We start from the raw sequence: 12496 nt of genomic DNA, 5'->3' as shown, positions 1-12496 counted from the left end.
AAAATTCTTATGAACGCAGAGACATTAATATTAGCATCTCTTAGTTCTTATCGTGCACAATTATTGAAAAAAGCAGGTTTAAATTTTTTCATTGAGGGAGCTTCTTTTGATGAAAGAGAAGTAGAAAAAAAAGCAAAAGAAAAAACACTCAAAGAACTCAGCTGTTTTCTTGCGAGTGCAAAAGCAAAAAATGTTTCAGATCGTTTTCCTAATGCTTTCGTTATTGGTTGTGATCAAGTGCTTGATTTGGAAGGTCAAGTTTTTCATAAAGCAACAAATATTAAGGAAGCACATCAACGTTTATGTGATTTATCAGGAAAAACGCATTCTCTTCATAGTGCAGTAGCTTTATTTAAAAATGGACAAAAAATTTGGGTTGAAGCTTTTAGTGCCCATATGTCCGTACGTTTACTTTCATCAAAATTTATTGAACGTTATTTAGCGCGCGTAGGAAAAGATGTTCTAAACAGTGTGGGAGTCTATCAAATTGAAGGGGAAGGGATTCATCTCTTTGAAAAAATTGATGGAGATTTTTTTACCATTGTTGGTTTACCTTTGCTACCTCTACTCGTAAAATTACGTCATTTAGGAATTATTGATGGTTGACTTAACAATAGAAAAAATAAATTATCCCCGTGCTTTTGTTGTTGGTTTTCCTATTCATCATTCAAAATCGCCAAGAATTCATAATTTTTGGCTTAAACAATATGGTTTACAAGGGGAATATCTTGCACAGGAAGTAACCTCTGAAAAATTCAGTTATTTTATTACTTCTTTACAAAAAATGGGCTTTTGTGGAGGAAATGTTACTTTACCGCATAAACAAGAAGCCTTTCGTTTAGCAGATTATAAAGATGAGAGAGCAACAATGATTGGTGCTGCTAATACACTTTGGTATGAAGGAGATAAACTTTGTGCCACAAATAGTGATGCCTATGGTTTTAGCGCTAATCTTGATGATTTTGCATCTGATTGGGGAGGGGAAACAGCTCTTGTATTTGGAGCAGGTGGCGCTGCACGCGCTATCCTATATGCTTTAAAAAAACGGGGATTTGAGCAGATTTATTTAGTTAACCGTACAAAACAACGCGCTGATGATTTAGCCCAACATTTTGGAAAAACCATTAAAGTCTACGATTGGCATAAAATCGATGAAATACTTTATCAAGCTGATTTAATTGTTAATACAACTTCTATTAGCATAAAAAAAACTGAAGAAAAAAGTGATTCTTTTTTTTGTGATTTTCATAAGGCAAAAAAAACGGCATTAGTAACAGATATTGTTTATACACCATTGATAACCCCTTTTTTACAACGGGCAAAAGCTTGTGGTCTAAAAACTGTTGATGGGTTTGGGATGCTTCTACATCAGGCTGTTATAGGTTTTGAACGGTGGTTTGGAATAAGACCACAAGTAACAAAAGCTTTACGGACAGCTATTTTAGAGGATATGAGTGAAGAGAGAGAATGAAGATCATAGGATTGACGGGATCAATTGCTATGGGAAAATCAACAGTTGCTGATTTTTTTAAGCAAGCGGGTATTTCTGTTTTTAGTGCTGATGAGGCAGTACAACAGCTTTATAAAAGCGAGCCAGCTTTATCTCGCATAGAGCGTATTTTTCCTGGTGTTGTTGAAAATGGTGAAGTTAATCGTTTGAAACTTTCTGAAATTTTGATTGACGATAAGGAAAAATTACAAACATTAGAAAAAATAATTCACCCTTTGGTGCAAGAAAAAGAAAAAGAATTTATTAACACAGCGCGCCACCAGGGGGAAAAATTAGTTATTCTTGATATTCCACTTCTGTTTGAAAAAAATGGTGAAAGTCGTGTGGATGGCGTTATTGTTGTTTCTGCTCCACCAGCAATACAAAAAGAACGTGTAATGATTCGACAAGGTATGAATGAGAAAAAATTTGCCTTTATCAATGCTCAACAAATGCCGGATGAAAAAAAACGAGAGCGTGCTGATTTTATAATTGATACAGGGAAAGATCTAGAGAATACACGTCAACAAGTTTTTGATGTAATAAGAAAATTGCTGAAGAATTAAAATCATGCGGGAAATTATTTTTGATACAGAAACAACAGGTTTAGATAAAGAGAAAGATCGCATAATCGAAATTGGTTGTGTAGAAATGGTTGATCGTTATCTTACGGGGCGCCAATTTCACGTTTATTTAAACCCTGAAGGCGTTATTATTCCTGATGAAGTTGTAGCAATTCATGGATTAACCAATGAACGTCTAAAAAACGAGAAAAGTTTTAGTGATATTGTTGATGATTTTTTAGAATTTATCAATGGTGCGACCATGATTGCGCACAATGCGAGTTTTGATATAGGTTTTATTAATGCAGAATTAAAACGTGTCAATAAGCCGCTTATCAGTGTTGATAATATTCTTGATACATTGGCTATGGCACGGCGTAAATTTCCTATGGGCCCTAATTCTCTTGATATTTTATGCAAACGTTTTGGAATTGATAACAGTCATCGTGTTCTTCATGGTGCTCTCCTTGATGCAGAGATTTTGGCCGATGTTTATATTGAACTGATTGGTGGAAAGCAGGGCGTATTGGGTTTTGATAACAAAAGAAGTGTTGATGAACATACCCAAAATGAGAAAGATACGTTTTATGCAGTTAAATTTCGTCCACAGGCTTTACCTTCAAGATTGAGTGCACAAGAAAAAAGGTTGCACGCTGATTTTATCAATAAAATGGGCGAAAAAGCTCTGTGGAATAATTTCAAAATTCATGAATAACATCCTTACCTTTTCTCTAAAAAAATTATTTAAGATTAAAAATAGAAAATACAGATGCCAAAAAAACGGTCGTTGTGGGGAGGGGAACACCACAACGACCTTGTCGCTACATCGTACCTCAGCTATCATAGGAGGAGCAAAATGAAAGCTATTAATCCTGTAACAGCAAAGAAAAGCTCTAGGTACGTAATATAAAGTGCAACGACTTCATGTCTTATGAAAAGAAAAAATGGCTTTTTAGAGGCAAGATGAAAAAAATTAAAATAAAAGTGAAAAAAATATATAAGGGTAATGTGTTTTTTTAGCTGAAATGGAGAGATAAAATTGTCATGAAAGCGACAGATCATCTTTTGTTGGTTGACGGATCGGGCTATGTTTTTCGTGCTTACTATGCTTTACCGCCTTTAAAACGTAAAAAGGATGGACTTCCTGTAGGAGCAGTAGCTGGTTTTTGTAATATGTTATGGAAATTACTCTGTGACGCTCGTAACACAGCGACTGGTATTGTTCCAACACACTTTGCTGTTATTTTTGATTATTCATCTGATACTTTTCGAAAACAAATTTACCCTCAGTATAAAGCGAATCGCATTGAGCCTCCCGAAGATTTAATTCCTCAATTCGCATTAATACGCCAAGCAACAAAGGCTTTTAACTTGCCTTGTATTGAAAAGGAAGGTTTTGAAGCGGATGATTTGATAGCAACCTATGCACAATTGGCAACAAAGGTTGGTGCAAAAACGACCATTATATCTTCTGATAAGGATCTTATGCAACTCGTCAATAAGCATGTATCCTTGTATGATGGAATGAAAGACAAGCATATAGGCATCTCAGAAGTTATAGAAAAATGGGGTGTTACCCCTGAAAAGATGATCGATTTACAAGCGTTAATTGGAGATTCGACGGATAACGTACCGGGTATTCCAGGTATTGGACCAAAAACTGCTGCTCAATTGTTAAATCAGTTTGGTTCTCTTGATCTTTTGTTGCAACGTGTGACTGAAATTAAACAAACAAAACGACGTGAAAACATACAAGCTTATAGTGAACAGGTTAAAATTTCTCGTGAACTTGTTAGGCTTAAAACAGATGTTCCTATAGACAGTGATTTAGATGATTTTATTTTAGAGCCACAAGACGGACCACGCTTAATTGCTTTTTTGAAAGCGATGGAATTTTCAACATTAACGCGTCGTGTAGCAGAAGCGACGACATGCGATGCAGCTGTTATTGATACACTTGATGTAGATGTTGAGTGGGAAAAACTGAGTCATGGGCATGATACTGATATCAAAAATATTGAGAAAGAATCTCTTCATAATTTTTCTGAAAATTCTCCACAAGTTTTTGCACAAAAACGTAAAGATCAAGCAATAACTCAAAAAATTACAAGAGATACTTATACAACAATTCTTGATGAGGAAATTTTAAAAGAGTGGTTATCACAAGCACAAGAACAAGGTTTTTTCGCTTTTGATACTGAGACAACATCTCTTGATCCGATGCAAGCAAAGCTTGTTGGTTTTTCACTCGCATTACAGCCAGAAAAAGCAGCCTATATACCTCTTGAACATTTTGATGAAGGAGAGGAGGACCTTTTGAGGGGTGGGCGCATTGCCTCGCAGATTGAAACCAGAAAAGCTTTAGCACTTTTAAAACCGCTATTAGAAGATTCAGCCGTGTTAAAAATTGGTCAGAATATAAAGTATGATTGGTTGGTGATGAAGCAATACGACATTGTAATACGTTCTTTTGATGACACTATGCTTTTGTCATATGCTTTGGATGCTGGAACTTTAACCCATAATATGGATGATTTGTCTGAACGCTGGCTTGGACATAAACCAATTGCCTATAAAGATTTAACACATAATGGAAAAAAAATTACTTCTTTTGCACAAGTAGATTTAAAACAAGCAACTCTTTATGCAGCGGAAGATGCCGATATAACGCTACGCCTTTGGCAAGTATTGAAACCGCAACTTGTCGCTCGGGGTATGACAAAAATTTATGAGCGTCTTGATCGACCTCTTGTAGAAGTTCTTGCAAGAATGGAAGAACGTGGGATTCTTATTGATCGGCAGATTTTATTGCGTCTTTCAGGAGAATTGGCACAAGCTGCTTTGATTTTAGAAGAGGAAATTTACAAACAAGCTGATGAAAAATTTAATCTTGCTTCGCCAAAGCAATTAGGGGATATTCTTTTTGGCAAAATGGGATTGCCTGGAGGTGCTAAGACCAAGGGCGGACAATGGTCAACTTCTGCACAGACCTTAGAAGAGTTGTCTGCTGAAGGTCATATTTTACCGCGTAAAATTATTGAGTGGCGCCAACTTGCAAAACTAAAATCTACCTATGCCGATGCTTTGCCTTCTTATATTTTACCAAAAACAGGGCGTGTTCATACGAATTATTCTTTGGCAATAACATCAACAGGGCGATTATCATCATCAGAGCCAAATTTGCAAAATATTCCAGTACGAACTGCTGAAGGACGTAAAATTCGAACAGCTTTTATTGCTCGAAAAGACCATGTTTTGCTTTCTGCTGATTACAGTCAGATTGAATTACGCATTCTTGCACATATTGCTGATATAAAAGCATTAAAAGAAGCTTTTGCTAAAGGACATGATATTCACGCTATAACGGCATCACAAATGTTTGGCGTTGCGATAGAAGGAATGCATTCGGATATACGACGGCGTGCAAAAGCGATTAATTTTGGTATTATTTATGGTATTTCAGCTTTTGGATTAGCCAATCAATTAGGGATTTCACGCCAAGAAGCAAGTCGTTATATTCAACTTTATTTTGAAAGATTTCCAGGAATTAAAGATTATATGGAAAAGACCAAAAGCTTTGCGCGTGAGAATGGTTATGTAGAAACAATTTTTGGGCGTCGTATCCATTATCCAGAAATAAAAGCAAAGAATGTAAAAATTCGTTCTCTTAATGAGCGAGCAGCTATCAATGCGCCAATTCAAGGCTCTGCGGCCGATATTATTCGCCGTGCTATGATACAGATGGAAGATGCTTTAAAAGAAAAAAATCTATCAGCAAAAATGTTGCTGCAAGTGCACGATGAACTGATTTTTGAAGTATCAGAAGAAGAGAGTAAAAAAACCATGGCTGTTGTTAAAAATGTCATGGAAAATGCTACAATGCCGGTTTTATCTTTGTCTGTACCCCTTGAAGTGAAAGTAATGATGGCTCAAAATTGGGATGAGGCACATTAACCTTTTTCATTTATTTTTAAGGATGTTCATTGCATTGGAAAGATTAAGATAGGCTTTGATCGGCAAATGATCTGAGGCAATGCGCGCAAGTGGTGAATGGTGGTTTTCAAGATTTGTTACCAATTGGTGAGGAAAGGCAAAAACGCGATCAAGGGCTAAGAAAGGAAAGCGAGAGGGAAAGCTTGGTACAACTTCAAGTGTGCTATCAAAATAGGGGTAAAAATGATTTAAAGATGAGCCTTTTCCCAGCCGCCATTCATTAAAATCTCCCATGAGGAGTGTAGGCATAAGGGAGCGTTTTTGCAAGATTGCAAGGAGCATTTTTGTTTGTTGTTTACGAGAATAACGCAGTAAGCTAAAATGAGCCGCGATAATACGAATAGGGCCTGCTGCCATTTCTAATTCTACAATGATAGCTCCACGTGGTTCAATACCGGGAAGAGTGATTTGTAAAGTGTCGCGTACATATCCCTTTCGCAAAAAAAGCGCGTTCCCATGCCAACCATGACCATGAGGTGACATAGTATTGAGAGGCACAGGGATCAAGCCGGTCTCAGCTTTTAACAGCTGAAGATTAATCAAACCAATGCGTTCCCCAAAACGTTTATCTGCTTCTTGAAGAGCAAGGATATCAACTTGTAATTCAGTAATAACACGAACAATCCGTGTAGGATTAAAAATTTTATCAACACCTACACATTTATGCACATTATAGGAGGCAACGGTCAGATCATAATGATTATTTGGGTTGAGGATATTTGATTGATGATGAGAGCGGCTATAGATTGCCTTTAAAAGAGAGTTATGGAGCTTTTGTTGGATAAAGTCGCTAAACTTAGGGAATTTTTGCTTGTAAGGTATTTTTGTCATTTTGCGAAAAGAATAGTCCCTAAGAGGCAAAGGGTAAAAACTTACACTAAAAACAAAAGAACCTTGTTTCTTTTAGAAACAAGGTTCTTTCATTAAGCGATGATTTTTGCAATCAATCACGGTTTGAGCCAAGAAATTGTAGCAAGAAAACAAACATATTGATGAAATCAAGATAAAGACTCAATGCACCCATAATAACTTTACGTCCTCTGGTGTCGCCTTCATCTCCTTCATAATACATTAACTTAATGTTCTGAGTATCGTAAGCTGTTAAACCCGCAAAGATAAAAACACCAATAACGGAGATAGCAAATTGCAAAGCACTTGATCCAAGAAAAATGTTCACGATCATAGAAAGAAACAAACCGATCAATCCCATGAATAAGAACGAACCAATTGCTGTAAGATCACGCTTTGTTGTGTATCCATAAAGTGAAAGAGCTCCAAAAGTTGCAGCGGAAATGACAAAGGTTTGTACAATACTTTCTGTCGTATAACGCAAAACGATAGAAGACAATGAAAGCCCAATCAGAGCGGCATAACCAAAAAAGAGGCTACGAGCAGCATTTGTGCTCAATGTATTAATTTTAAAACTGAGAAATAAAACGGCAACGAGTGGTGCAAACATAACAATATAAGAAAATGGAGATGTATAAAATGTTACTCCAAATGATGTTAAATAAACACTGCTATTGATCTGAGCTGCTGCTTGGCTCATATCTGTTGTCGTTGCTAATGATACAATTGCATAAGCGGCAACAGCTGTAATAAGCAAACCAATGGCCATTGTATTATAGACACCCAACATATAGTCGCGCAATCCCTGATCAATTGATGCATCAGCATGAGAAGCAGGCGCTGAACGTAAATTTTTAAAATTAGCCATAATATAAAATCCTTTAGCATATGTCCCGTCAGATATTGACTTTTTTAAAAGTGTCTCTCTCATTACAGAGATAAACCTCGTATAAGCCTTAAATTAGCAAATACAAAAACCTTTCAGAATCACTGACGGAATTCCAGCATATTCCCCTTTATTATGGAGATTTATTTAAAAATTACAAGAGATTTATCTAAGCAAGGAACCTTACAAATTGGTAAGGAAAAGGTTCATTTTTATGAAAAATATTTCCGTTTTTTTTACCATATTTTTGCAAGATAAAAAGACGATACTAGAAGCTTTTTATTATTCACAGGAACCCTATAATTCCCATCTACAAAATATCTATCTTTACGCTTATGAAGGATTAAGCTGGCATCATCGTTTATTTATAAGCTTTTAATGTTGCAACAGCCCTTGGCAATTTAGACAATATCTAAAAATAAAAAAGGAGTATTTTTTAACGAAGCTAAAGAAAAGTACTGTAAGAAATGATATCTGTAAAAACTAAAAAATATACGAAAAGCAATTACTCTAAGCAAATAAATAGAATTTTAAATGCTGTAAAATATTTTCATATCATGATGTTATAGAGGACATATAGATAAAGAGGTATTGATTTCTATTTGAAGTCAGTTCTTTTGTATTGAGCAAAGATGGAAATGTAAAGTTGAAAAGAAAATAAAAGCTCATAAAGAAAAATATTTTAAACGATTAACCGCAAAAATGGATCAAAAGAAATCAATTTGTAATCAGACTTATGATGGTTAAAAATCTCTGTTTTTTTGAGGCGATGAGAACATCAATGAGGAGATGGATGGTTGGAATGACGTTTTGCTTTCATCCAAGTGCACAATTCTTCAATAAGGATGGCAATAACACCAAGTGTAATAAAACTATCTGCAAGGTTGAAAATAGCAAAATGAAAAATATCATCAATATAAAAAAGTATGTAATCAGTGACATGATGAAAGCGAATACGATCAATAAGATTGCCGATTGCTCCCCCAATAATAAGGATAAGACCAAAGCGCATTAAAAATTTATTATGTTCAGTATTTTTCCATAACCATAGAAGAAAGATAATCACAATGATCGTAATGGCAATGATTCCCCAGTGAGAAAAGGAAGAAAAAAACGAAAATGCAATGCCAGAATTACGCACATGATAAAGGGAAAGGAAAGGAATAAGAGGGATTTCTGTTCCTAAAGGCATATTTTGCATAACCCAGTACTTAACAGCTTGGTCAAGTCCTACTGTAAGGGCTAAGCCAAAGAGAAGAAAAGGGAGTGATTTACGGATCATATTTTTTCCTCGCATGGTTCCAGTGTTAAATAAGGGCGACGAATTTCATAAAGCATAACAGCTGTTGCTATAGCCAGATTAAGCGAGTCAGCGCGCCCACTTTGTGGAATACGCGCAAGTTTATCACACCGACTTGTCAGAATATCTGATAACCCTTGTTTTTCATTTCCCATTAAAAGGATGATAGGACCATTTTTCAAATCAAGTTTACGATAATCCAGAGATCCTTTGAGATGCGTGCCAACGATCATACCTTTAAAGTGAGCAGACCAGTTTAAAAAGGTGCTTTCATCAAAACGATAAAGGGGTATAGAGAAAATAGATCCCATGGTTGCACGAACTGTTTCAGGTGAGAACGGGTCTGTTGTTTCACCAATTAAAATAACACCTTTAGCACCGACAGCATCAGCAGTGCGAATAATGGTTCCAAGATTTCCAGGATCACGCACACGATCAAGCGCGATGTAAACATCTTTAGCCTGTCCTTTTATCATTTCAAGAGGTTGCCATTTTTGTTTGAAAATACCAATAACTGTTTGTGGATTATCACGTCGAGTAAGTGATTCCATAACCTTTTGTGAGGCTTTAATAACAAAACCACCATTGGCTACAGCGCGTGCAGCAGTATTTTCGATAGTAGCATTACCAATTTCGCTTTTAGAAAAAATAAGCGTCTGTATTGTCCAGCCGAGATTGAGAGCATCAATGATCAATTTTAATCCCTCTGCCATAAAAAGACTTTCTCGATTACGGTTTTTCTTTTGGCTAAGTGCTTTAAGATCTTTTATGATGGGGTTGCTAAGAGAGGTAATTTCTTTCACTCTACCAGTTTTTTGTCCACACATGTTCAAGCAATCCAACGGCTAAAAAGAGAAGTAGAAAGGGCGCGCCCTGCAACTTCTTCACGCAAAATGAGTTCTCCTGATTCGACTGTACCACCAAGATTTACAAATGCATCGCGCATTAAAGCATGAAGTGCAAAGAAGGAAGCACGAATAGAATAAGCTGTAAGGACAACAGAGAGCGGTTTATCAGAGAGAAGTTTACGACAATTTGTGATCATCGCTGGTAAATGATCAAACAGTTGCCAAACTTCGCCATGGGGTCCACGCCCATAAGCAGGGGGATCAAGAAGAATCATATCATAGCTTTTCTGACGACGTAGTTCTCGCTCGACAAATTTTACAGCATCATCGCAAATCCAGCGAATAGAATAATCTGGTAATCCTGCTCTTTCCTGATTAGCTTTTGCCCACGCAATGGCTTTTTTAGAAGCATCAACATGGGTAACATTTGCACCCGCTCGTGCTCCAATCAAAGAGGCAACACCTGTATAGCCAAAAAGATTCAATAGTTTTATAGGACGTGCGGCTTTAACAATTTGTTCTTCCATAGAGCGCCAATGAGCATCTTGTTCAGGAAAAACGCCTACATGACGAAAGGAAGTAAAGCGACCTAGAAAAGACAGTCCATTCCAAGAAAGTGGCCACGTTTCATCAAGTGGCTTTTTAGGAAAAAGCCAACGACCAACCCCTTCTTCATCAAGGTTTCCTGTGAAAATAGCATCAACATCAGCCCATTGTTTTTGTGATAAAGCGGGTTTCCATAGTGCTTGACCTTCTGGTCGAATAATTCGATAAGCTCCATAACGCTCTAATTTTTGTCCATGACCAGAATCAATGAGAGCATAATTTTCACTCACACCTGTTTCTAAAATAAGGGGCAATTTTTCCTGCGGATATCTATTATTGGGAAAGGATTGAAAGCATTGTGCAGGCATGTTTTGTATCACAGTGTATGAGGTGTAAAAGCTGTATTATAAAGCTCTTAAATGTTTGATAAAAGTGCAAAAGAGCTAAAATCAATTAAAACATTAGAAAAAAGCACTTTTAAACTCTGTGTTGAATATAAAATACAGAGAGAAAAAGACTTCACTAAAAGACCATTACACCAAATTTGTGATAGACATTTTCAATTTCTCGATCTCGGCTTTACTTTTTTTGAGAGCTTTTTTGCATTTGTAATAAGAAAACCAACGGAATAGATTTCCTAATAAAATACCAAAACCAAAGAAAATAAAGAGCCATATAAAGAGGGGAGCATGATAAGTAAAACTTTCAGAATTTTCTCGAAAAGGATCAAGGGTTAACGGAACCATTTGACGATTAGCTATGATAAAAACAATCAAAACCGCTGCGATAATCACACCGATACTTGTTAAAAGAATACGTTTAATGATCATAAGTTTCTCACTGATTAAGACGGTCGCGTAAATCCTTGCCAGTTTTAAAAAAAGGAATCCACTTTTCTTCAACAGCAACGGCTTCTCCTGTTCGTGGATTACGTCCATTACGGGCTGAACGGCTTTTTACAGAAAATGCTCCAAATCCACGAAGTTCAACACGATCGCCATTTGCAAGTGCCGTTGAAATTTCTTCAAAAATAGCGTTTACAATATTTTCCACATCCCGTTGAAAAAGATGCGGGTTATGACGAGCAATAATTTGCACAAGCTCTGATTTAACCACAATAGCCTCACTTTCCACACAAAAAACTTTTTTATAATTGTGCACTTCATGCATATTACAATATATAAACAGATAAAAGCAAAATAAAACCAAGAAAAAGCAAATTTCAAGAAACAAAATTTGAAAATACCTCTTATAAAGGTTATACAGATTAAAAATTCGGAATATTTAAGAGATTAGGAGAGTATGTCCGTACACAATTATTATGAAGTCTTTTCAACGCAATCATCTGTTGGAGATGTTTTTAAAAAAGCATCCCGGCATTCGCGTCGCATTAGCCTATTAAAAATTTTTTTACCTCTCTTAGCCTTAGTTTCAGCGCTGGTTTTTTGCTGGTTTACGTTTTTCTTGGTTCCCACTCCTTCTGATCCTATGCCTTTGAATAGTGAAGAGAATGGAGTGGTGAACTTGACGATGCTCAATCCAAAATTAGAAGGTTATACGCGTGCTCATGAACCTTATTGGCTTAAAGCAGAAAAGGCATTTCAAGATCATACGCGCTCTGGAATAATTGGATTACAAAACATCACAGCTAAAACATCTATGGGTCAACAAAGGCAGGTTTTTCTCGCAGCACAAGGGGGCGTTTACGATAACATTCATGGTTTTTTACAGTTGGATAAGCCATTCACCATTACGACGAACGATGGGATGATGGCACAATTTATGTCGGCTAATATTAATTTATCTGAGGGACAGTTAAAAACAGATCAGCGTGTTAATATTCAGCGAGCTGGTTTTCATCTTGCCGCCAATGCCTTACAAATTCGAGAAAAAGGAAAAAACATGTATTTCCATGGCGGTGTGCATTTAGTGCTTCAAAAGCAATGACGCAATATCAATACGAATCTTTAAACGATATTTAAAAGAGAAGTATGTGACTATACAGACAGAAGAATTGAAATA

13 protein-coding genes are annotated in these 12496 nt (G+C 36.4%); 6 read left to right on the top strand and 7 right to left on the bottom strand.

The features are described from left to right. Positions 1 to 9 precede the first annotated feature (9 nt). The 5 genes from PVV66_RS00710 (at position 10) to polA (ending at position 6006) form a co-directional block, all read left to right on the top strand. Complete coding sequence (locus tag PVV66_RS00710; RefSeq protein WP_273717416.1) at positions 10 to 606, top strand: Maf family nucleotide pyrophosphatase; 597 nt, start codon at positions 10 to 12, stop codon at positions 604 to 606. Next, positions 599 to 1471, top strand: a complete 873-nt coding sequence (locus PVV66_RS00705) for a shikimate dehydrogenase (protein ID WP_273717417.1) — start codon at positions 599 to 601, stop codon at positions 1469 to 1471. Before PVV66_RS00710 ends, PVV66_RS00705 begins: the two co-directional genes overlap by 8 nt. Then, on the top strand, positions 1468 to 2055 hold the full coding sequence (coaE, locus tag PVV66_RS00700) for a dephospho-CoA kinase (RefSeq protein ID WP_273717418.1): 588 nt from the start codon (positions 1468 to 1470) through the stop codon (positions 2053 to 2055). Before PVV66_RS00705 ends, coaE begins: the two co-directional genes overlap by 4 nt. A 4-nt stretch (positions 2056 to 2059) precedes the next feature. Then, positions 2060 to 2767 carry a DNA polymerase III subunit epsilon gene (gene dnaQ, locus PVV66_RS00695; RefSeq protein WP_273717419.1) on the top strand — a complete coding sequence of 236 codons (708 nt, stop codon included), beginning with the start codon at positions 2060 to 2062 and terminating at the stop codon, positions 2765 to 2767. Positions 2768 to 3096: 329 nt separating this feature from the next. Further along, the gene (polA, locus tag PVV66_RS00690; RefSeq protein ID WP_273717420.1) at positions 3097 to 6006 is read left to right on the top strand and encodes a DNA polymerase I; all 2910 of its coding nucleotides are present in this window, start codon (positions 3097 to 3099) and stop codon (positions 6004 to 6006) included. Positions 6007 to 6012: 6 nt separating this feature from the next. Here the strand turns inward: polA and PVV66_RS00685 are convergent, their stop codons facing one another. The 7 genes from PVV66_RS00685 to ihfB form a co-directional block, all read right to left on the bottom strand. Further along, positions 6013 to 6876: an endonuclease/exonuclease/phosphatase family protein gene (locus PVV66_RS00685; protein ID WP_273717421.1), complete on the bottom strand. Its 864-nt coding sequence runs from the start codon at positions 6874 to 6876 to the stop codon at positions 6013 to 6015. A 112-nt stretch (positions 6877 to 6988) separates the two neighbouring features. Further along, positions 6989 to 7762, bottom strand: a complete 774-nt coding sequence (locus tag PVV66_RS00680) for a Bax inhibitor-1/YccA family protein (protein ID WP_273717422.1) — start codon at positions 7760 to 7762, stop codon at positions 6989 to 6991. A gap of 796 nt (positions 7763 to 8558) precedes the next feature. Continuing rightward, positions 8559 to 9062 carry a signal peptidase II gene (gene lspA, locus PVV66_RS00675; RefSeq protein ID WP_273717423.1) on the bottom strand — a complete coding sequence of 168 codons (504 nt, stop codon included), beginning with the start codon at positions 9060 to 9062 and terminating at the stop codon, positions 8559 to 8561. Next, the gene (locus PVV66_RS00670; RefSeq protein ID WP_273717424.1) at positions 9059 to 9907 is read right to left on the bottom strand and encodes an RNA methyltransferase; all 849 of its coding nucleotides are present in this window, start codon (positions 9905 to 9907) and stop codon (positions 9059 to 9061) included. The genes lspA and PVV66_RS00670 overlap by 4 nt, the downstream gene beginning before the upstream one ends. A gap of 2 nt (positions 9908 to 9909) precedes the next feature. Next, on the bottom strand, positions 9910 to 10842 hold the full coding sequence (locus PVV66_RS00665) for a class I SAM-dependent methyltransferase (protein WP_273717425.1): 933 nt from the start codon (positions 10840 to 10842) through the stop codon (positions 9910 to 9912). A 165-nt stretch (positions 10843 to 11007) separates the two neighbouring features. Next, positions 11008 to 11304 (bottom strand): lipopolysaccharide assembly protein LapA domain-containing protein, encoded by a 297-nt coding sequence (locus PVV66_RS00660; RefSeq protein WP_273717426.1) that lies wholly within the window; start codon positions 11302 to 11304, stop codon positions 11008 to 11010. A 7-nt stretch (positions 11305 to 11311) separates the two neighbouring features. After that, positions 11312 to 11590 carry an integration host factor subunit beta gene (gene ihfB, locus PVV66_RS00655; RefSeq protein ID WP_026500856.1) on the bottom strand — a complete coding sequence of 93 codons (279 nt, stop codon included), beginning with the start codon at positions 11588 to 11590 and terminating at the stop codon, positions 11312 to 11314. Between the two features lie 186 nt (positions 11591 to 11776). Between ihfB and lptC the strand changes: the two genes are divergently transcribed. Then, complete coding sequence (lptC, locus tag PVV66_RS00650; RefSeq protein WP_273717427.1) at positions 11777 to 12421, top strand: LPS export ABC transporter periplasmic protein LptC; 645 nt, start codon at positions 11777 to 11779, stop codon at positions 12419 to 12421. Positions 12422 to 12496: the final 75 nt, after the last annotated feature.

This window comes from Bartonella sp. AU16XJBT (assembly GCF_028618665.1).
Classification (GTDB): domain Bacteria; phylum Pseudomonadota; class Alphaproteobacteria; order Rhizobiales; family Rhizobiaceae; genus Bartonella.
The sequence above is the reverse complement of the archived record's forward strand: the minus strand, read 5'-3'. Positions and strand labels throughout refer to the sequence as shown.

Excerpts from the sequence above, each read along its gene's own strand:
- PVV66_RS00670 (WP_273717424.1), bottom strand. The coding sequence starts at position 9,907 with ATGTGTGGACAAAAAACTGGTAGAGTGAAAGAAATTACCTCTCTTAGC.
- coaE (WP_273717418.1), top strand. The coding sequence starts at position 1,468 with ATGAAGATCATAGGATTGACGGGATCAATTGCTATGGGAAAATCAACA.
- PVV66_RS00705 (WP_273717417.1), top strand. The coding sequence starts at position 599 with ATGGTTGACTTAACAATAGAAAAAATAAATTATCCCCGTGCTTTTGTT.
- lspA (WP_273717423.1), bottom strand. The coding sequence starts at position 9,062 with ATGATCCGTAAATCACTCCCTTTTCTTCTCTTTGGCTTAGCCCTTACA.
- PVV66_RS00680 (WP_273717422.1), bottom strand. The coding sequence starts at position 7,762 with ATGGCTAATTTTAAAAATTTACGTTCAGCGCCTGCTTCTCATGCTGAT.
- dnaQ (WP_273717419.1), top strand. The coding sequence starts at position 2,060 with ATGCGGGAAATTATTTTTGATACAGAAACAACAGGTTTAGATAAAGAG.
- PVV66_RS00660 (WP_273717426.1), bottom strand. The coding sequence starts at position 11,304 with ATGATCATTAAACGTATTCTTTTAACAAGTATCGGTGTGATTATCGCA.
- PVV66_RS00710 (WP_273717416.1), top strand. The coding sequence starts at position 10 with ATGAACGCAGAGACATTAATATTAGCATCTCTTAGTTCTTATCGTGCA.
- lptC (WP_273717427.1), top strand. The coding sequence starts at position 11,777 with ATGTCCGTACACAATTATTATGAAGTCTTTTCAACGCAATCATCTGTT.
- PVV66_RS00665 (WP_273717425.1), bottom strand. The coding sequence starts at position 10,842 with ATGCCTGCACAATGCTTTCAATCCTTTCCCAATAATAGATATCCGCAG.
- polA (WP_273717420.1), top strand. The coding sequence starts at position 3,097 with ATGAAAGCGACAGATCATCTTTTGTTGGTTGACGGATCGGGCTATGTT.
- PVV66_RS00685 (WP_273717421.1), bottom strand. The coding sequence starts at position 6,876 with ATGACAAAAATACCTTACAAGCAAAAATTCCCTAAGTTTAGCGACTTT.